Source organism: Variovorax boronicumulans (genome assembly GCF_030812215.1).
Classification (GTDB): Bacteria; Pseudomonadota; Gammaproteobacteria; order Burkholderiales; family Burkholderiaceae_C; genus Variovorax; species Variovorax boronicumulans_C.
Window position 1 is genome coordinate 328,746 of the sequence record NZ_JAUSSG010000008.1, and the last position, 18,466, is coordinate 347,211.

The 18,466-nt window shown below is 65.8% G+C and carries 17 protein-coding genes; 16 read left to right on the forward strand and 1 reads right to left on the reverse strand.

The window, feature by feature from the left end:
* Positions 1-8: 8 nt before the first annotated feature.
* Positions 9-728, reverse strand: coding sequence for a DUF1266 domain-containing protein (locus J2W23_RS22145; protein ID WP_307650268.1), 720 nt, complete (start codon positions 726-728; stop codon positions 9-11).
* A 68-nt stretch (positions 729-796) separates the two neighbouring features.
* Between J2W23_RS22145 and J2W23_RS22150 the strand changes: the two genes are divergently transcribed.
* The 16 genes from J2W23_RS22150 to J2W23_RS22225 all read left to right on the forward strand — a co-directional run bounded on the left by J2W23_RS22150 (position 797) and on the right by J2W23_RS22225 (position 18,465).
* Positions 797-1,492 carry a transposase gene (locus tag J2W23_RS22150; RefSeq protein WP_176660384.1) on the forward strand — a complete coding sequence of 232 codons (696 nt, stop codon included), beginning with the start codon at positions 797-799 and terminating at the stop codon, positions 1,490-1,492.
* Between the two features lie 184 nt (positions 1,493-1,676).
* Positions 1,677-6,425, forward strand: coding sequence for a glutamate synthase-related protein (locus tag J2W23_RS22155; RefSeq protein WP_176660385.1), 4,749 nt, complete (start codon positions 1,677-1,679; stop codon positions 6,423-6,425).
* Positions 6,426-6,459: 34 nt separating this feature from the next.
* Positions 6,460-7,938: a glutamate synthase subunit beta gene (locus J2W23_RS22160; RefSeq protein ID WP_176660386.1), complete on the forward strand. Its 1,479-nt coding sequence runs from the start codon at positions 6,460-6,462 to the stop codon at positions 7,936-7,938.
* Between the two features lie 65 nt (positions 7,939-8,003).
* Positions 8,004-8,864 carry an ABC transporter ATP-binding protein gene (locus J2W23_RS22165; RefSeq protein WP_307650269.1) on the forward strand — a complete coding sequence of 287 codons (861 nt, stop codon included), beginning with the start codon at positions 8,004-8,006 and terminating at the stop codon, positions 8,862-8,864.
* An 82-nt stretch (positions 8,865-8,946) separates the two neighbouring features.
* Positions 8,947-9,729, forward strand: coding sequence for a lipid asymmetry maintenance ABC transporter permease subunit MlaE (gene mlaE / locus J2W23_RS22170; RefSeq protein ID WP_307650270.1), 783 nt, complete (start codon positions 8,947-8,949; stop codon positions 9,727-9,729).
* Positions 9,730-9,766: 37 nt separating this feature from the next.
* On the forward strand, positions 9,767-10,261 hold the full coding sequence (gene mlaD / locus J2W23_RS22175; protein ID WP_307650271.1) for an outer membrane lipid asymmetry maintenance protein MlaD: 495 nt from the start codon (positions 9,767-9,769) through the stop codon (positions 10,259-10,261).
* Positions 10,262-10,287: 26 nt separating this feature from the next.
* Positions 10,288-11,031, forward strand: coding sequence for an MlaA family lipoprotein (locus tag J2W23_RS22180; protein ID WP_176660390.1), 744 nt, complete (start codon positions 10,288-10,290; stop codon positions 11,029-11,031).
* Positions 11,032-11,209: 178 nt separating this feature from the next.
* A complete protein-coding gene (locus J2W23_RS22185; protein ID WP_176660391.1) occupies positions 11,210-11,869 on the forward strand; it encodes an MlaC/ttg2D family ABC transporter substrate-binding protein in 660 nt (219 codons plus the stop codon).
* A 19-nt stretch (positions 11,870-11,888) separates the two neighbouring features.
* The gene (locus J2W23_RS22190) at positions 11,889-12,164 is read left to right on the forward strand and encodes an STAS domain-containing protein (RefSeq protein ID WP_013539706.1); all 276 of its coding nucleotides are present in this window, start codon (positions 11,889-11,891) and stop codon (positions 12,162-12,164) included.
* Between the two features lie 33 nt (positions 12,165-12,197).
* Positions 12,198-13,145 carry an ABC transporter ATP-binding protein gene (locus J2W23_RS22195; protein ID WP_307650272.1) on the forward strand — a complete coding sequence of 316 codons (948 nt, stop codon included), beginning with the start codon at positions 12,198-12,200 and terminating at the stop codon, positions 13,143-13,145.
* Between the two features lie 91 nt (positions 13,146-13,236).
* On the forward strand, positions 13,237-13,992 hold the full coding sequence (locus J2W23_RS22200) for an ABC transporter permease (RefSeq protein WP_307650334.1): 756 nt from the start codon (positions 13,237-13,239) through the stop codon (positions 13,990-13,992).
* Between the two features lie 19 nt (positions 13,993-14,011).
* Positions 14,012-14,254 (forward strand): BolA family protein, encoded by a 243-nt coding sequence (locus J2W23_RS22205; protein ID WP_013539709.1) that lies wholly within the window; start codon positions 14,012-14,014, stop codon positions 14,252-14,254.
* Between the two features lie 39 nt (positions 14,255-14,293).
* A complete protein-coding gene (gene murA / locus J2W23_RS22210; protein ID WP_176660394.1) occupies positions 14,294-15,589 on the forward strand; it encodes a UDP-N-acetylglucosamine 1-carboxyvinyltransferase in 1,296 nt (431 codons plus the stop codon).
* Positions 15,586-16,230 carry an ATP phosphoribosyltransferase gene (gene hisG, locus J2W23_RS22215; protein ID WP_176660395.1) on the forward strand — a complete coding sequence of 215 codons (645 nt, stop codon included), beginning with the start codon at positions 15,586-15,588 and terminating at the stop codon, positions 16,228-16,230. Before murA ends, hisG begins: the two co-directional genes overlap by 4 nt.
* On the forward strand, positions 16,227-17,597 hold the full coding sequence (gene hisD / locus J2W23_RS22220) for a histidinol dehydrogenase (protein WP_307650273.1): 1,371 nt from the start codon (positions 16,227-16,229) through the stop codon (positions 17,595-17,597). Before hisG ends, hisD begins: the two co-directional genes overlap by 4 nt.
* A 37-nt stretch (positions 17,598-17,634) precedes the next feature.
* Positions 17,635-18,465 (forward strand): hypothetical protein, encoded by an 831-nt coding sequence (locus J2W23_RS22225; protein WP_307650274.1) that lies wholly within the window; start codon positions 17,635-17,637, stop codon positions 18,463-18,465.
* The last annotated feature ends 1 nt before the right edge of the window (position 18,466 follow it).

Below are 18,466 nucleotides of genomic sequence, written 5' to 3' on the forward strand. Positions count from 1 at the left end.
GGGCACCGCTAGGCTGGGCGGGCGGCTCCGCGCGAAGCCACCAGGTCGGCGAACGAATCACGCGCCGGCCACGCCACTGTTTTCCAGGGGCTGAGTTCGTCGGCGAGAAGTTTTTCCGCCACCGAGGCCAGCAGCTTGCGCCCGACGATGTTGCTGCCCGGCGCGTTGCGCTCGCCGGCGAGGAAGCTCTGCGCGTAGTGGTCCCAGCCGTTGAAGCGTTCGATGGCGAGTTCTGCCGCAGGCTCGAGCCAGTCCAGTGCTTCTTCTGCGGTCGCATGGCCGACCGCCGCCGCGCCGGTCGCCAGATGGGCCGCGCGCCCGACCCACAGGGCAAGGTCGTCATTGCTGGCTTGCGAAGCGAGGTCGTCGACGATCCCTGTCACCACGGTCTCCGCCTCTTCGCCATTCGTCACCGAAAAATCGCGTGCCAGCAGTTTCTTCCAGGCCTCGACCTCGTCGGGCGGAATGCCGATGCACAGCAGGTGCACCGCGCTGCGTTGCGCCTCGTGTGCTTCCTTCAGGTCGGGAGCAAAGGTCTGCCGGTACACCGCCGCGAGCGCCACGGCGAAGTTTTCGAAGCGCGAGGAGGCCGCGAGCCGTGCCGCCAGCGCGGCGTTGTTTTCCTGCTGCGCAGCCTCACGATCAGCCGCTTCCTGCGCGAGCTCGGCCTTTCCTTCGGCCATGCCTTCTTTCACCGAATCGACCAGTTCCTTGAAAAACTTGAACATTCATCCCTCCCCGGGTGCGTTGGTAAACGGGCCGCTTAGGATACAAGCCTCGCGCGTCACTTCATTCCATGGCCCGTCTCCCCCGTCTCACGCTGGCCGACATGCCGCACCACGTGATCCAGCGCGGCAACAACCGCCAGCCGATCTTTGTCGATCGTGCGGACCACGAAAAGCTGCTCGGCCTCTTGGCCGACAACGCCACGCGCTTCGGCATCGCGCTGCACGCCTACGTGCTGATGGACAACCACTTCCACTTGCTGGCCACGCCCAACAGCACCACGGGCCTGCCGCAGTTCATGCAGTCGGTCGGACGCAGCTATGTGCGCTACTTCAACGATCGCCATGGTCGCAGCGGCACCTTGTGGGAGGGGCGCTACAGGTCGACGCTGATCCAGACCGATCGCTACCTCATGACCTGCATGGCGTACATCGACCTGAATCCCGTGCGCGCCGGCATGGCGGCCGATGCCCGCGACTATCCGTGGTCGAGCCACGGTCACTACGCAGGCCTGCGGCACGACAAGCTGCTGACACCGCATCCGCTGTACTGGGAACTCGGCAACACGCCGTTCGCGCGCGAGGCGGCGTATGTCGAGTTGGTGCGCGCCGGGGTTCGGATGGCCGACCAGGACGCGCTGACCGAGGCCACCTTGCGCGGCTGGGCAGCGGGTGATGGCGAATTTCTGGACGCCTTGCAGAAATCGACCGAGCGCCGAGTGATCAAGGCGAAGGCCGGCCGGCCGCCATCCGCATCCAATTCCTGAGCCGATATCGCTGCCTGCCCGGCATGCCGTCTGGCTTTTTTGCTACCTTTTTTGATATGTCCCTAATTTAATTCCGATCAGAAAACTCGACTTTTAATGAGAATCTGACCCCTATTAAAGTATTTGGCATTCTTTGTGCATCGCAATATGCTCCCTTTCCCTGCGAAAACTGAAGGAGTGCGCCATGACGACGGCTGCCGAGATCGAACATCTCCAAAAACACGGTCTGTATTCCGGTGCCGACGAGCACGATGCCTGCGGCGTCGGCTTCGTGGCCCACATCAAGGGCGAAAAGAGCCACGCCATCGTGCTGCAGGGCTTGAAGATTCTTGAAAACCTCGACCATCGCGGCGCAGTGGGCGCTGACAAGCTGATGGGCGACGGCGCCGGCATCCTCATCCAACTGCCCGATCACCTCTACCGCGAAGAGATGGCCAAGCAGGGCGTCACGCTGCCCCCGCCGGGCGAATACGGCGTCGGCATGATCTTTCTGCCGAAGGAACATGCCTCCCGCGAAGCCTGCGAGCAGGAGATGGAACGCGCCATCAAGGCCGAAGGCCAGGTGCTGCTCGGCTGGCGCGACGTGCCGGTCAACCGCGACATGCCCATGTCGCCCACCGTGCGCGAAAAGGAACCGCTGCTGCGCCAGGTCTTCATCGGCCGCGGCAACGACGTGATCGTGCAGGACGCGCTGGAGCGCAAGCTCTACGTGATCCGCAAGACCGCCAGCGCCAACATCCAGCGCCTGAAGCTCAAGCACAGCAAGGAATACTACGTTCCGAGCATGTCCAGCCGCACCGTGGTCTACAAGGGCCTGCTGCTTGCCGACCAGGTCGGCACCTACTACCTGGACCTGCAGGACAAGCGCTGCGTCTCGGCCCTGGGCCTCGTGCACCAGCGCTTCTCGACCAACACCTTCCCCGAGTGGCCGCTGGCCCACCCGTACCGCTATGTCGCGCACAACGGCGAAATCAACACGGTCAAGGGCAACTACAACTGGATGAAGGCGCGCGAAGGCGTCATGTCGTCGCCCGTGCTCGGCGCCGACCTGCAGAAGCTCTACCCGATCAGCTTTGCCAGCCAGTCCGACACCGCCACCTTCGACAACTGCCTCGAGTTGCTAACGATGGCCGGCTACCCCATCAGCCAGGCCGTGATGATGATGATTCCCGAGCCCTGGGAGCAGCACGCCACCATGGACCCGCGCCGCCGCGCGTTCTATGAATACCACGCCGCAATGCTTGAGCCGTGGGACGGCCCCGCTTCCATCGTGTTCACCGACGGCCGCCAGATCGGCGCCACGCTCGACCGCAACGGCCTGCGTCCCTCGCGCTACTGCGTGACCGACGACGACCTGGTCATCATGGCGTCGGAATCGGGCGTGCTGCCCGTTCCCGAGCAGAAGATCGTTCGCAAGTGGCGCCTGCAGCCGGGCAAGATGTTCCTCATTGACCTGGAGCAGGGCCGCATGATCGACGACGAGGAGGTCAAGGCCACCCTCGCGAACAGCAAGCCCTACAAGCAGTGGATCGAGAACCTGCGCATCAAGCTGGACAGCGTCAAGGCCGAGCCGGTCTCCGCGCCGCTGAGCCAGGTCGCGCTGCTCGACCGCCAGCAGGCCTTCGGCTACACCCAGGAAGACATCAAGTTCCTGATGAGCCCGATGGCGCAGGCCGGCGAAGAAGGCATCGGCTCCATGGGCAACGACAGCCCGCTGGCCGTGCTCTCCAGCAAGAACAAGCCGCTCTACAACTACTTCAAGCAGCTGTTCGCGCAGGTGACGAACCCGCCGATCGACCCGATCCGTGAAGCGATCGTGATGTCGCTGGTGTCCTTCATCGGCCCCAAGCCCAACCTGCTGGACATCAACCAGGTCAACCCGCCGATGCGGCTCGAAGTGAGCCAGCCGATCCTGGACTTCGCCGACATGGCGAAGCTGCGCGACATCGGCAAGTACACGCAGGGCAAGTTCAAGAGCTACGTGCTCGACATCACCTACCCGCTCGCCTGGGGCGACGAAGGCGTCGAAGCCAAGCTCGCGTCGCTGTGCGCCGAAGCGGTGGATGCCATCAAGGGCGGCCACAACATCCTGATCGTGAGCGATCGCGGCGTGAGCCCGACGCAGGTGGCGATTCCGGCGGTGCTCGCACTGTCGGCTGTCCATCAGTACCTGGTCCGTGAAGGACTGCGCACCACCGCCGGCCTCGTGGTCGAAACCGGCTCGGCGCGCGAAGTGCATCACTTCGGCGTGCTCGCCGGCTACGGCGCGGAAGCCGTGCACCCGTACCTCGCGATGGAAACCCTGGCGGCCATGCACGCCGACCTGCCGGGCGACCTGAGCGCCGACAAGGCGGTCTACAACTACGTCAAGGCCATCGGCAAGGGCCTGTCGAAGATCATGTCGAAGATGGGTGTCAGCACCTACATGAGCTACTGCGGCGCGCAGCTCTTCGAAGCCATTGGCCTGAACACCGAGACGGTGAACAAGTACTTCACCGGTACGGCCAGCCGTGTGGAAGGCATCGGCGTCTTCGAGATCGCCGAGGAAGCCATCCGCATGCACAAGGCCGCGTTCAGCGACGACCCGGTGCTCGCCAACATGCTGGACGCCGGCGGCGAGTACGCTTGGCGCACCCGAGGCGAAGAGCACATGTGGACGCCCGACGCCATCGCCAAGCTGCAGCACAGCACGCGCTCCAACAACTGGAACACGTACAAGGAATACGCGCAGCTCATCAATGACCAGAACCGTCGCCACCTCACGCTGCGCGGCCTGTTCGAGTTCAAGATCGATCCGGCCAAGGCCATTCCGGTGGACGAGGTCGAAGCGGCCGCCGAAATCGTCAAGCGCTTCGCCACCGGCGCGATGTCGCTCGGCTCGATCAGCACCGAGGCGCACGCCACGCTCGCCATTGCCATGAACCGCATCGGCGGCAAGAGCAACACGGGCGAAGGCGGCGAAGACCCTGCGCGTTATCGCAACGAACTCAAGGGCATCCCGATCAAGCAGGGCGATACGCTCAAGAGCGTGATCGGCGCGGCCAACGTCGAGGTCGACCTGCCGCTGAACGACGGCGATTCGCTGCGTTCGCGCATCAAGCAGGTCGCGTCGGGCCGCTTCGGCGTCACCGCCGAGTACCTGCATTCGGCCGACCAGATCCAGATCAAGATGGCGCAGGGTGCCAAGCCGGGCGAGGGCGGCCAGCTCCCGGGCGGCAAGGTCACCGAGTACATCGGCAAGCAGCGCTATGCGGTGCCGGGCGTGGGCCTCATCTCGCCGCCGCCGCACCACGACATCTACTCGATCGAAGACCTCGCGCAGCTCATCCACGACCTGAAGAACACCGCGCCGCACGCGAGCATCAGCGTGAAGCTGGTGAGCGAGATCGGCGTCGGCACCATCGCGGCGGGCGTGGCCAAGTGCAAGAGCGACCACGTCGTGATCGCCGGCCATGACGGCGGCACGGGCGCTTCGCCCTGGTCGTCGATCAAGCACGCGGGCAGCCCGTGGGAAATCGGCCTGGCCGAGACGCAGCAGACGCTGGTGCTCAACCGCCTGCGCAGCCGCATCCGCGTGCAGGCCGACGGCCAGATGAAGACCGGCCGCGACGTCGCCATCGGCGCGCTGCTGGGCGCGGACGAATTCGGCTTTGCGACCGCGCCGCTGGTGGTCGAGGGCTGCATCATGATGCGCAAGTGCCACCTGAACACCTGCCCGGTGGGCGTGGCCACGCAAGACCCGATCCTGCGCAAGAAGTTCTCGGGCAAGCCCGAGCACGTCGTCAACTACTTCTTCTTCGTCGCCGAAGAAGTGCGCCAGATCATGGCCCAGCTGGGCATCCGCAAGTTCGACGACCTGATCGGCCGCGCCGACCTGCTGGACACCCGCAAGGGCATCGAACACTGGAAGGCGTCGGGCCTGGACTTCAGCCGCCTGTTCGCGTTGCCGAATGTGCCGGCCGACGTGCCACGCTTCCACGTCGAGAACCAGGACCATGGCCTGGACAAGGCGCTGGACGTGAGGCTCATCGAGAAGTCGCGTCCCGCCATCGACAAGGGCGAGAAGGTGCAGTTCATCGAGGTGGCGCGCAACGTCAATCGCTCGGTGGGCGCCATGCTCTCGGGAGCGCTCACCAAGGTGCATCCGCAGGGCCTGCCCGACGATTCGATCCGGATCCAGCTCGAAGGCACGGGCGGCCAGTCGTTCGGCGCGTTCCTCGCGCGCGGCATCACGCTGTACCTGATCGGCGACGCCAACGACTACACCGGCAAGGGCCTCTCGGGCGGCCGCGTGGTGGTGCGACCCAGCCTCGACTTCCGCGGCGAAGCGGTGCGCAACACCATCGTCGGCAACACCGCGCTGTACGGCGCGACGACCGGCGAGGCGTATCTTTGCGGCGTGGCCGGCGAACGTTTCGCGGTGCGCCTCTCGGGTGCCACGGCGGTCATCGAAGGCACCGGCGATCACGGCTGCGAATACATGACCGGCGGCACGGTCGCGGTGCTCGGCAAGACGGGCCGCAACTTCGCGGCCGGCATGAGCGGCGGCGTGGCCTTCGTCTACGACGAGGACGGCCAGTTCGCCACGCGCTGCAACCTCTCGATGGTGTCGCTCGACAAGGTACTGACTTCGGCCGAGCAGACCGCCAGCGTGCATCGCAAGATCTGGCACGGCGGCGAGACCGATGAAGCGCAACTGAAGAAGCTGCTCGAAGAGCACCACCGCTGGACCGGCAGCAAGCGCGCGCGTGAACTGCTGGACAACTGGGCCGTGTCGCGCACCAAGTTCGTCAAGGTGTTCCCGAACGAATACAAGCGCGCCCTCGCCGAACTGCACGACCGCAAGGTCGAGCTGACCAGCAGCGGCAACAACGCGCACGTGGGCCTGGAGCCGCACGCACTGGTCGCACCGACCACGACGGCTGCGGTCTGAGCGGCAACGAAAACGAAGAACAGAGGAAAGCACGATGGGAAAGATCACCGGCTTCATGGAGCATGAGCGCATCGAGGAGGGCTACGCCCCCGCCTCCGAGCGCGTCAAGCACTACAAGGAATTCGTCGTCGGCCTGACGCCAGAGCAGGCCAAGGTGCAGGGTGCGCGCTGCATGGACTGCGGCACGCCGTTCTGCAACAGCGGCTGCCCGGTCAACAACATCATTCCGGACTTCAACGACCTCGTGTACCGCGACGACTGGCAAAACGCCTTCGCGGTGCTCGACTCGACCAACAACTTCCCCGAATTCACCGGCCGCATCTGCCCCGCGCCTTGTGAGGCGGCCTGCGTGCTCAACGTGAACGACGACGCGATCGGCATCAAGTCGATCGAGCACGCGATCATCGACCGCGCCTGGGACGAAGGCTGGGTCGCGCCCCGCGTGGCCAAGCACAAGACCGGCAAGAAGGTGGCGGTGGTGGGCGCGGGCCCGGCCGGCATGGCGGCGGCGCAGCAGTTGGCGCGCGCCGGCCACGACGTGACGCTGTTCGAGAAGAACGACCGCATCGGCGGCCTGCTGCGCTACGGCATCCCCGACTTCAAGATGGAGAAGACGCACATCGACCGCCGCGTCGAGCAGATGAAGGCCGAGGGCGTCGTCTTCCGTACCGGCGTGATGATCGGTGCCGCGAAGGATCCGCTGGGCAAGGGCTCCAAGGTGACCAACCTCGCCAAGGAAACCATCACGCCCGAGCAGTTGCAGAAAGATTTCGATGCCGTGGTGCTCACCGGCGGCGCCGAGCAATCGCGCGACCTGCCGGTGCCGGGCCGCGACCTGGACGGCATCCATTTCGCGATGGAGTTCCTGCCGCAGCAGAACCGCGTCAATGCGGGCGACAAGGTCAAGGGCCAGCTGCGCGCCGACGGCAAGCACGTCATCGTCATCGGCGGTGGCGACACCGGCTCCGACTGCGTGGGCACCAGCAACCGCCACGGCGCCGTGAGCGTCACGCAGTTCGAGCTGATGCCCCAGCCGCCCGAGGAAGAAAACCGCCCGCTGACCTGGCCCTACTGGCCGATCAAGCTGCGCACCAGCTCCAGCCACGAAGAGGGCTGCGAGCGCGAGTTCGCGATCTCCACCAAGGAGTTCATCGGCGAAAAGGGCAAGGTCACGGGCCTGAAGACCGTTCGCGTCGAGTGGAAGGACGGCAAGATGCAGGAAGTCGCCGGCAGCGAGCAGATCCTCAAGGCCGACCTCGTGCTGCTGGCCATGGGCTTCATCAGCCCCGTGGCCACCGTGCTCGACGCTTTCGGCGTGGAGAAGGACGCACGCGGCAACGCGCGTGCAACCGTCGACTTCATCGGCGGCTATGCCACCAACGTGCCGAAGGTGTTTGCCGCAGGCGACATCCGCCGAGGCCAGTCGCTGGTGGTGTGGGCGATTCGCGAGGGCCGCCAGGCCGCGCGCTCGGTGGATGAATTCCTGATGGGGTTCAGCGATCTGCCGCGCTGATTTTTGTTTCAATTTCGCGGGGCCCTTCGCGGCCCCGCTATCATTCGCGGAAACCGCATGCCGGGATGCCTGAAAAGGCGCCCGGCTTTTTTATTGAGATGGACCCAGCCACACCGCCACAACCATTTGTAGAGTTCCGCGACGTCACGTTCGGCTACGGCGCGCGCGCGATCCTCGACGGCGTCTCGTTCGCCGTCCCCCGTGGCAAGGTCACGGCCTTGATGGGCGCCTCCGGCGGTGGCAAGACCACGGTGCTGCGACTGATCGGCGGACAGCAGCGGGCACAGCGCGGCGAAGTGCACTTCGACGGCCAGGATGTCGGCAAGTTCGACAACCAGGCGCTCTACGCGGCCCGGCGCCGCATGGGCATGCTCTTTCAGTTCGGCGCCCTGTTCACCGACATGACCGTGTTCGACAACGTGGCGTTCCCGCTGCGCGAACACACCCAATTGTCCGAAGCGCTGGTGCGCGATGTGGTGCTCATGAAGCTCGATGCGGTGGGCCTGCGCGGCGCGCGCGACCTGATGCCCAGCGAGGTGTCGGGCGGCATGGCGCGGCGGGTGGCGCTGGCGCGCGCGATCGCGCTCGATCCCGACCTCGTGATGTACGACGAACCTTTTGCCGGCCTCGATCCGATTTCGCTCGGCACCGCCGCGCGTCTCATTCGCCAGCTCAACGATACGCTCGGGTTGACCAGCGTCGTCGTCTCGCACGACCTGGAAGAAACCTTCCGCATCGCCGATCACGTGATCATCCTGGCCAACGGCAGCATCGCCGCGCAGGGCACGCCGGCCGAGGTGCGCGAGAGCACCGATCCGCTGGTGCACCAGTTCGTGAACGCGCTGCCCGATGGGCCGGTGCGCTTTCACTACCCGGGCGTCAGCATCGAAGACGATTTCGGCAATGTGGAAGGGGGGCGTTCATGAGCGCCGCGCTGGGCCGCCCCGAGCAAGCGAAGTCCCCCTTGGGGGGCAGTGTGGACACGAAGTGCCGAGCAAGGGGGCAAACATGACCTGGTGGAAGCCCGCCGATGTCGGTTTTTCCGTGCGCAGCCATCTCGCGAATCTTGGCTACGGCGCCAAGCTCTTCATGCGCCTCGTCGGCCCCGGCGCGCAGATCATGCGTCGCTTCGGCCTCGTGCGCGACCAGATCCATTTCCTGGGCAACTACTCGCTCGCGATCATTGGCGTGTCGGGGCTGTTCGTCGGCTTCGTGCTGGGGCTGCAGATGTACTACGCGCTGCAGCGCTATGGCTCGTCCGAGGCGCTCGGCCTGCTGGTCACACTGAGCCTTGTGCGCGAACTCGGCCCCGTGGTGGCGGCGCTGCTCTTCACGGGGCGGGCGGGCACATCGCTCACCGCCGAGATCGGCCTCATGAAGGCCGACGAGCAATTGAGCGCCATGGAGATGATGGCGGTCGATCCGGTGCAGCGCATCCTCGCGCCGCGCTTCTGGGCCGGCGTCATCACCATGCCGCTGCTGGCGGCCGTGTTCAGCGCGGTCGGCATCATGGGCGGCTACGTGGTGGGCGTGCTGATGCTGGGGGTCGATCCGGGCGCGTTCTGGGGCCAGATGCAGGGCGGCGTCGATGTATGGCGCGACGTCGGCAACGGCGTGATCAAGAGCATCGTCTTCGGCTTCACCGTGACTTTCATTGCGCTGCTGCAGGGCTACGAGGCCCAGCCCACGCCCGAAGGCGTGTCGCGCGCGACAACGCGCACGGTGGTCACCGCATCGCTGGCAGTCCTTGGGCTGGACTTCCTGCTCACCGCCATGATGTTCAGTATCTAAAGGGGCTCCGCTCCAATCGTTCTAAAGAGTGCAAACCATGCAACGTTCCAACAACGACATCTGGGTCGGCCTTTTCGTGCTCATCGGCGCGGCGGCACTGCTTTTTCTCGCGCTGCAGTCGGCCAATCTGTTGAGCCTGAATTTCCAGAAAACCTACACGGTCACCGCGCGCTTCGACAACATTGGTGGTTTGAAGCCACAAACTGCCGTCAAGAGCGCTGGTGTAGTTGTCGGGCGCGTGGAATCCATCGCGTTCAACGACAAGGCCTTTCAGGCCGACGTGACGCTGGCACTTCAAAACCGTTACAGTTTTCCCAAGGACAGCTCGCTCAAGATATTGACCAGTGGCCTGCTCGGCGAGCAGTACATCGGCATCGAAGCGGGCGCCGAGGAGAAGAACTTGCAAGCCGGCGACACCATCACCGCGACCCAATCGGCCGTGGTGCTGGAGAACCTGATCAGCCAGTTCCTTTACAGCAAGGCGGCCGAAGGGGGCTCGAATACGGCGCCGGGAACAGCCAACAAAAAATGACATCACGATTCTTTGCATCGCATGCTATGAAAAGCATAGCTAACAGTGCCCGCTGGGCAGTTACTGCCGCCGCTCTGGCGATCGTTGCCGGATGCGCCACGGGGCCCAATGCCAATCCGGTCGATCCGTTCGAGCCATTCAACCGCGGCGTCACGCGCTTCAACGACACGGTCGACAACGCCGTCCTCGTGCCGGTGGCAACCGCCTACCAGCGCGTTTTGCCCTCGATGGTTCGCACGGGCGTGACCAATTTCTTCGACAACGTGGGCGATCTCTGGAACCTTGCCAACAACGTTGCACAGCTCAAGCTGCAGGGCAGCGCCGAGACCTTCATGCGGCTCAACGTCAACACGTTCTTCGGGCTTGGTGGCCTGCTCGACGTGGCCACCGAGGCGGGCATTCCCCGCCACGAAGAAGACTTCGGGCAGACGCTGGGCTACTGGGGCGTGGGCGCCGGTCCCTACATCGTGCTGCCGGTGCTCGGCCCGTCGACGTTGCGCGATACCGCGGCGCTGCCGGTGGACCGCCTGGGCGACCCGGTCTCGCAGATGAACGACGTGGCCTGGCGCAATTCGCTCACGGTGCTGCACGTCGTCGATACGCGCTCGCAGTACCTGCGTGCCACCCGCCTGCTCGGCGAAGCGGCGCTCGACAAGTATTCGTTCACGCGCGATGCATTCCTGCAGCGCCGCCGCAGCCAGGTCTACGACGGCAATCCGCCGGACGACGGTGCCGGCAACAGCCCGGCCGACGACGGCGCCGGGAAATAAGTAAGCAAAAAGCGCGAGGGCGGGCGATGAAGCCGCTTGCATCCGGTTGCAAGGCTTCACCTGCGCTTCAGGAACCCGGTAGGCCTCGGGTCTGTCGAATCCGTTCTTGTCTCAGCACCTCTGTTGCCTTGTGCGATCCCGGTGCTTCGTCGATTTTTCAAATTTTGAGGGACTCTCCATGAACAACAAGATCTTGCTGCAACGACGCGATATGGGCCGACTGGTCCTGGCCGGTGCCCTGCTGCTGGGCGCTGCCACCGCCTTCGTCCGTCCGGCCTACGCTGCCGATGAGGCGCCCGATGCGCTGGTCAAGCGCCTGTCGACCGATGTGCTCGAGACGATCAAGGCCGACTCGTCGATCAAGGCCGGCGACGTCAACAAGATCATGTTGCTGGTCGACAGCAAGATCATGCCCAACGTCAACTTCCAGCGCATGACGGCCTCCGCGGTCGGCCCGGCCTGGCGCCAGGCCACCCCCGAGCAGCAAAAGCGCCTGCAGGAAGAATTCAAGGCCCTCTTGGTCCGCACCTACGCGGGCGCGCTCGACCAAGTGGTCGACCAGACCGTCACCGTGCGCCCGTTCCGCGGCTCGGCCGACGACAAGGAAGTGCTGGTCCGCACCGAGATCCAGGGTCGCGGCGACCCCGTGCAGCTCGACTACCGCCTGGAAAAGACACCGGGCCAAGGCGCGGGCTGGAAGGTCTACAACCTCAATGTGCTGGGCGTCTGGCTGGTCGACACCTACCGCACGCAGTTCGCGCAGGAAATCAACAAGAACGGCATCGACGGCCTGATCACCGCGCTGGCCGCTCGCAACAAGAGCAACACCAAGGGCTGACCGGCCAACGGCAACACACATGCTGGTTCTGCCCACCAAGCTCACCCACGACGAGGCCCCCGCCTGCATGCGCATGCTGCAGCAGGGGCTCAAGGGCCAGACGGATTCGTCGTCCACGGTGGTCGATGCCACCGCGCTGGCCCAGTTCGATTCGTCGGCGCTGGCGGTACTGCTGGAGTGCCGCCGCGAGTCCAGCGCGCTGGGCCGTGGCTTCTCGGTCAAGGGCCTCTCGCCGCGCCTGCGTGAACTGGCCGCGCTGTACGGCATCGCGGGCCTTTTGCCGGCCGCGCCCTGAAAAAGTAACGGCACCTTAAAATCGCGGGCTCCCATGCCCGCGATCTCATTCCAATCGGTCTCCAAGACCTACCCCCCCTCCAGACAGCAGAAAGCCCAAGGCAAACAAGGCTTGCGCGCGGTCGACGAGGTCTCCTTCCAGATCGAGCCGGGCGAGTTCTTCGGCCTGCTCGGCCCCAACGGCGCGGGCAAGACCACCCTCATCAGCATGCTCGCGGGCCTCTCGCGGCCCACGTCCGGCGCCATCAGCGTGCATGGTTTCGACGTGCAGCGCGATTACGCCGAGGCGCGCCGCCAGCTGGGCATCGTGCCGCAGGAGCTGGTGTTCGATCCCTTCTTCAACGTGCGCGAGTCGCTGCGCATCCAGTCTGGCTACTTCGGCATCAAGAACAACGACGACTGGATCGACGAGCTGCTCCACAGCCTCGGTCTCGCCGACAAGGCCACAGCCAACATGCGGCAGCTGTCGGGCGGCATGAAGCGCCGGGTGCTGGTGGCGCAGGCGCTGGTGCACAAGCCGCCCGTCATCGTGCTCGACGAGCCCACGGCCGGCGTCGACGTCGAGCTGCGACAGACCCTCTGGCAATTCGTCGCCAAGCTCAACAAGCAGGGCAGCACCGTGCTGCTCACGACCCATTACCTCGAAGAGGCCGAAGCGCTGTGCAGCCGCATCGCGATGCTCAAGCTGGGCCGCGTGATCGCCCTGGACCGCACCAGCGAACTGCTGAAGTCTGCAGCGAGCAACGTGCTGCGCTTCAAGACCGACGCGATGCTGCCCTGGGCCATTGCCCAGCACGCGCGCATCACCGGGCGCATCGTGCAGCTGCCGGCGCAGAACGCGCATGAAGTCGAACAACTGCTGGCCGCGATCCGCGAAGCCGGCGTCGCGGTGGAAGACGTGGAAATGCGCAAGGCCGATCTGGAAGACGTGTTCATCGACCTGATGGCGGGCGAGCAGACGCCGCTGGAGGTGTCGCGATGAGCGCCGCGCCGGGCCGCCCCAAGCAAGCGAAGCTCCCCCTCGGGGGGAGGCGAGGACACGCAGTGCCGAGCAAGGGGGCACCATGATGGCTGTGACTGGTTGGCGCGCACTGCTCTACAAGGAGACTCTGCGCTTCTGGAAGGTCGGCTTCCAGACGGTCGGCGCGCCGGTGCTCACCGCGCTGCTGTATCTGATGGTGTTCGGCCACGTGCTCGAAGACCATGTGAAGGTCTACGGCTCGGTTGGCTACACGGCCTTCCTGGTGCCCGGCCTCGTGATGATGAGCGTGCTGCAGAACGCCTTTGCGAACAGCTCGTCCTCGATCATCCAGAGCAAGATCATGGGCAACCTCGTGTTCGTGCTGCTCACGCCGCTGTCGCACTGGGGCTGGTTCTTCGCCTACGTGGGCTCGTCGATCATCCGCGGGCTGGCCGTGGGGCTCGGCGTGTTCGTGGTGACCGTGTTCTTTGCGCAGCCGACTTTTGTCGCGCCGCTGTGGATCCTGGTGTTCGCGCTGCTGGGTTCGGCGATGCTGGGCACCTTGGGTCTCATTGCCGGCCTCTGGGCCGAGAAATTCGACCAGATGGCCGTGTTCCAGAACTTCCTGATCATGCCCATGACGTTTCTCTCGGGCGTTTTCTATTCGATCGGCTCGCTGCCGCCCTTCTGGCAGAGCGTGAGCCACCTGAACCCGTTCTTCTACATGATCGATGGCTTCCGCTATGGCTTCTTCGGCGTGAGCGACGCCTCGCCCTGGCTCAGCCTGGGCATCGTCGGCACCGCCTGGCTGGTGGTGAGCGCAATTGCTGTCCATCTCCTTCGTATCGGCTACAAAATCCGAGGCTGAAAGCCTCTTTCCAGACCCCATGACCGCCGAACAACTCCAGGCCCTGATCCAGTCCCATCTCCCGTGCGAGCACATCTCGCTGGAGGGCGACGGCCGACATTGGTACGCGACCATCGTCTCGGCCGAATTCGAGGGCAAGCGCGCCATCCAGCGCCATCAGCGGGTCTACGCCACCCTCGGTGCGAAAATGCACACCGACGAAGTGCATGCGCTCTCGATGAAAACCTACACGCCGGCCGAATGGGCGGCGGTGGAAAAGTAAATTCCGGCCCCCGGGCCACCCCATTTCGCTGGATCCTCGATGGACAAACTTCTGATTCGCGGCGGGCGCCAGCTCCGCGGCGAGGTACTCATTTCCGGCGCCAAGAACGCCGCGCTGCCCGAGCTGTGCGCGGCCCTCCTGACCGACCAGCCCGTGACGCTGCACAACGTGCCCCGCCTGCAGGACGTGTCGACCATGCTCAAGCTGGTGCGCAACATGGGCGTGACGGCCGAGCGCGACCAGACCGGGAAGGACAGCGGCACCGTGCAGCTGAACGCCAGCGACCTCACCAATCCCGAGGCCCCCTACGAGCTGGTGAAGACCATGCGCGCCTCCGTGCTGGCCCTCGGCCCGCTGCTCGCGCGCTTCGGCCACGCCAAGGTGTCGCTCCCGGGCGGCTGCGCCATCGGCTCGCGCCCCGTCGACCAGCACATCAAGGGCCTGCAGGCGATGGGCGCGGAAATCGTGGTCGAGCACGGCTATATGGTCGCGAGCCTCCCGGCGGGACGCACTCGCCTGAAGGGCGCGCGCATCCTGACCGACATGGTCACCGTCACCGGCACCGAGAATTTCCTCATGGCCGCCGCGCTGGCCGAGGGCGAGACGCTGCTCGAAAACGCCGCGCAGGAGCCCGAGATCGTCGATCTGGCCGAAATGCTGATCCGCATGGGCGCGAAGATCGAAGGCCATGGCACCAGCCACATCCGCATCCAGGGCGTCGAAAAGCTGCACGGCTGCGAGCACGCCGTGGTGGCCGATCGCATCGAGGCCGGCACGTTCCTCTGCGCCGTCGCGGCCACGGGCGGCGAGGCGTTCCTGCGCCACGCGCGCGGCGACCACCTCGACGCGGTGATCGACAAGCTGCGCGACGCGGGCTGTGAAGTGGGATGCGAGAAGGACGGCATCCGCATCGCCTCGCAGGGCGCGGCGCAACTCAAGGCGCAGAGCTTCAGCACCACCGAATACCCGGGTTTCCCGACCGACATGCAGGCGCAGTTCATGGCGCTGAACGTGATCGCGCGCGGCGCCTCGATGGTCACCGAGACGATCTTCGAGAACCGCTTCATGCACGTGAACGAGATGGTGCGCCTGGGCGCGACCATCCATGTCGAGGGCAAGGTGGCGATGGTCGAAGGCGTGCAGCAGCTGTCGGGGGCGACCGTGATGGCCACCGACCTGCGCGCCTCCGCCAGCCTCGTGATCGCCGGCCTCGTGGCCGAGGGCGAGACGCTGGTCGATCGCATCTATCACCTGGACCGTGGGTACGACCGCATGGAAGCCAAGCTGCGCGGCCTCGGTGCCGACATCGAACGCGTGACCGGAGCCGCCGCATGATCACGCTCGCTCTCTCCAAAGGCCGCATCTTCGAAGAGACGATGCCCCTGCTGGCCGCCGCCGGCATCGAGGTCACCGAAGACCCCGAGAAATCGCGCAAGCTGATCCTGGAAACCACCCGCCCCGACGTGCGCGTGGTGTTGGTGCGCGCCTCCGACGTGCCCACTTACGTGCAGTACGGCGGCGCCGACCTCGGCGTGACCGGCCTCGATGTGCTGCTGGAAAACGGCAATCAGGGCATGTACCAGCCGCTGGACCTGCGCATCGCGGCCTGCCGCCTGAGCGTGGCCGTGCGCGCCGACTACGACTACGCCTCGGCCGTGCGCCAGGGCTCGCGCCTGCGCGTGGCGACCAAGTACGTGGGCCTCTCGCGCGAGTTCTTCGCGAGCAAGGGCGTGCACGTGGACCTGATCAAGCTCTACGGCAGCATGGAGCTCGCGCCGCTCACGGGCCTGGCCGACGCCATCGTCGACCTGGTCTCGACCGGCAACACGCTCAAGGCCAACCACCTCGTCGAGGTGGAACGCATCATGGACATCAGCGCCCGGCTGGTCGTGAACCAGGCCGCGCTCAAACTCAAGCGCGAACCCATTCGCCGCATCATCGACGCGTTCGCGTCAGCCATTCCTCCCGCCAAATGACTCTGAAAGCAGCCCCCGCCCGTCTCTCCACGACTTCAGCCAGCTTCGATGCTGAATTCAAGGTGCGGCTGCATTGGTCCGCGGATGCGGACGCGGCCATCGAGAAGGTGGTGGCCGACATCCTCGCCGATGTGCAGACGCGTGGCGACGAGGCGGTGCTGGAGTACACGCGCCGCTTCGACGGCCTGGGCGCTGCCGCCGTTTCCGAACTCGAATTGACGCAAGCCGATTTCAAGGAAGCTTTCGACTCGCTGCCCCAAGACCAGCGCGATGCGCTGCAAGCCGCGGCCCAACGTGTGCGCAGCTATCACGAGGCCCAGAAGAAGGCCAGCGGTGAAAGCTGGAGCTACCGCGATGCCGACGGCACGCTGCTCGGCCAGAAAGTCACGCCGCTCGACCGTGTCGGCATCTATGTACCCGGCGGCAAGGCGGCCTATCCGTCCAGCCTGCTGATGAATGCGATTCCAGCGCATGTGGCCGGTGTCGGCGAAATCATCATGGTCGTGCCGACGCCCGTGAAGGGCAGCGTCGCGACGGGCGGCGCAGGCGGGCAGTCGTCGACGAAGGGCGAGCGCAACGTGCTCGTGCTTGCCGCGGCCTACGTGGCCGGCGTCACGCGCGCCTTCACCATCGGCGGCGCGCAGGCCGTGGCGGCGCTCGCCTATGGCACCGCCACCATCCCCGCGGTCGACAAGATCACCGGCCCCGGCAACGCCTACGTGGCCGCCGCCAAGCGCCGCGTGTTCGGCACCGTGGGCATCGACATGATCGCGGGCCCGAGCGAGATCCTCGTGCTGGCCGACGGCACCACGCCGCCCGACTGGGTGGCGATGGACCTGTTCAGCCAGGCCGAGCACGACGAGTTGGCGCAGAGCATCCTGCTGTGCCCCGACGCCGCCTACATCGACCGCGTGCAGGCCGAGATCGACCGCCTGCTGCCCACCATGCCGCGCGCGGAAATCATCGCCGCCTCGCTCAACGGCCGCGGCGCGCTGATCCACACGAAGAGCATGGAAGAGGCCTGCGAGATCAGCAACCGCATCGCGCCCGAGCACCTCGAAGTCAGCAGCAGCGAACCCAACCGCTGGGAGCCGCTGCTGCGCCACGCGGGCGCGATCTTCCTGGGCGCCTTCACCAGCGAGAGCCTGGGTGACTACTGCGCCGGCCCGAACCACGTGCTGCCCACGAGCGGCACGGCGCGTTTCTCGAGCCCGCTGGGCGTGTACGACTTCCAGAAGCGCTCCAGCCTCATCGAGGTGAGCGAAGCCGGTGCGCAGGTGCTCGGCCCCATCGCCGTCACGCTGGCCGAAGGCGAGGGCCTGCAGGCGCACGCCGAAGCCGCCCGCATGCGCCTGCGTAAGATCTGAGGCTCCAACAACCCCGCTTGAGGGAGGAGCTCGCCTGATGATTCAACGCCTCTATCGTTCGCGATTTTTCCGGTTCGCCACCGGCCTCGTGGCGGGCGCCGCCTTGCTGGCCGCCTGCACGCAGATGCCGCAGAACCGCGCCGAGTCGGCCGCGGTGAGCGCGACGCCCAGCGCCGCGACCCCGGCGCCCGCGCCGGCCCAGCTCGGCACGCAGTGGGGCGAGGGCATCGAGTCGAAGACCCGCACCGTCGTGACCAAGCGGCTGTCCGAGCAGCCCGACGAAGTGGCTTCCATCGGCTACAACGAAGCCTCCGCCGTGCGCCGCGACGTGGGCAACAACCCCGAGCGCCGGCTCAACCTGCAACTGGCCCAGGGCGATGTCGAATGGTCTGTGCTCGACGAGAGCAATCGCCCGCTGCCGCTGCAGCGCGCCCGCCGGAGCGGCAGCGACGACATCTTTCGCCTCGCCGGCGTCGAAGGCGCGCGCTACACGCTACGCTTTCGCAACCTGAGCGACCGCAGCTACGAGGTGATCGCCACCGTCGATGGCCTCGACGTGCTGAGCGGCAAGCCCGGGAGCCTGCGCAACGGCGGCTACGTGCTGCGCCCGCAGGAGACACTGAACATCGAGGGCTTCCGCAAGAGCCAGAGCGAGGTCGCGGCCTTCCGCTTCGCCACCCCGGGCCGTGCCTATGCGGCGAACACCGAGGCCGGCGACGTGCGCAACATCGGCGTGATCGGCGCCGCGCTGTTCGAACTCGAGCAGCCCCAGGCACCTCGCCGTCCGCGCCGCGATGCCACGCCGCCGCAGCCCAGCGCCTTCCCGGCCGACGGCGCCTATGCGCCGCCGCCGCGCTACCGCAAGTAAG

Coding starts and splice junctions, on each gene's coding strand:
- J2W23_RS22145 (WP_307650268.1), bottom strand. CDS start 728: ATGTTCAAGTTTTTCAAGGAACTGGTCGATTCGGTGAAAGAAGGCATG.
- J2W23_RS22150 (WP_176660384.1), top strand. CDS start 797: ATGGCCCGTCTCCCCCGTCTCACGCTGGCCGACATGCCGCACCACGTG.
- J2W23_RS22155 (WP_176660385.1), top strand. CDS start 1,677: ATGACGACGGCTGCCGAGATCGAACATCTCCAAAAACACGGTCTGTAT.
- J2W23_RS22160 (WP_176660386.1), top strand. CDS start 6,460: ATGGGAAAGATCACCGGCTTCATGGAGCATGAGCGCATCGAGGAGGGC.
- J2W23_RS22165 (WP_307650269.1), top strand. CDS start 8,004: ATGCCTGAAAAGGCGCCCGGCTTTTTTATTGAGATGGACCCAGCCACA.
- mlaE (WP_307650270.1), top strand. CDS start 8,947: ATGACCTGGTGGAAGCCCGCCGATGTCGGTTTTTCCGTGCGCAGCCAT.
- mlaD (WP_307650271.1), top strand. CDS start 9,767: ATGCAACGTTCCAACAACGACATCTGGGTCGGCCTTTTCGTGCTCATC.
- J2W23_RS22180 (WP_176660390.1), top strand. CDS start 10,288: ATGAAAAGCATAGCTAACAGTGCCCGCTGGGCAGTTACTGCCGCCGCT.
- J2W23_RS22185 (WP_176660391.1), top strand. CDS start 11,210: ATGAACAACAAGATCTTGCTGCAACGACGCGATATGGGCCGACTGGTC.
- J2W23_RS22190 (WP_013539706.1), top strand. CDS start 11,889: ATGCTGGTTCTGCCCACCAAGCTCACCCACGACGAGGCCCCCGCCTGC.
- J2W23_RS22195 (WP_307650272.1), top strand. CDS start 12,198: ATGCCCGCGATCTCATTCCAATCGGTCTCCAAGACCTACCCCCCCTCC.
- J2W23_RS22205 (WP_013539709.1), top strand. CDS start 14,012: ATGACCGCCGAACAACTCCAGGCCCTGATCCAGTCCCATCTCCCGTGC.
- murA (WP_176660394.1), top strand. CDS start 14,294: ATGGACAAACTTCTGATTCGCGGCGGGCGCCAGCTCCGCGGCGAGGTA.
- hisG (WP_176660395.1), top strand. CDS start 15,586: ATGATCACGCTCGCTCTCTCCAAAGGCCGCATCTTCGAAGAGACGATG.
- hisD (WP_307650273.1), top strand. CDS start 16,227: ATGACTCTGAAAGCAGCCCCCGCCCGTCTCTCCACGACTTCAGCCAGC.
- J2W23_RS22225 (WP_307650274.1), top strand. CDS start 17,635: ATGATTCAACGCCTCTATCGTTCGCGATTTTTCCGGTTCGCCACCGGC.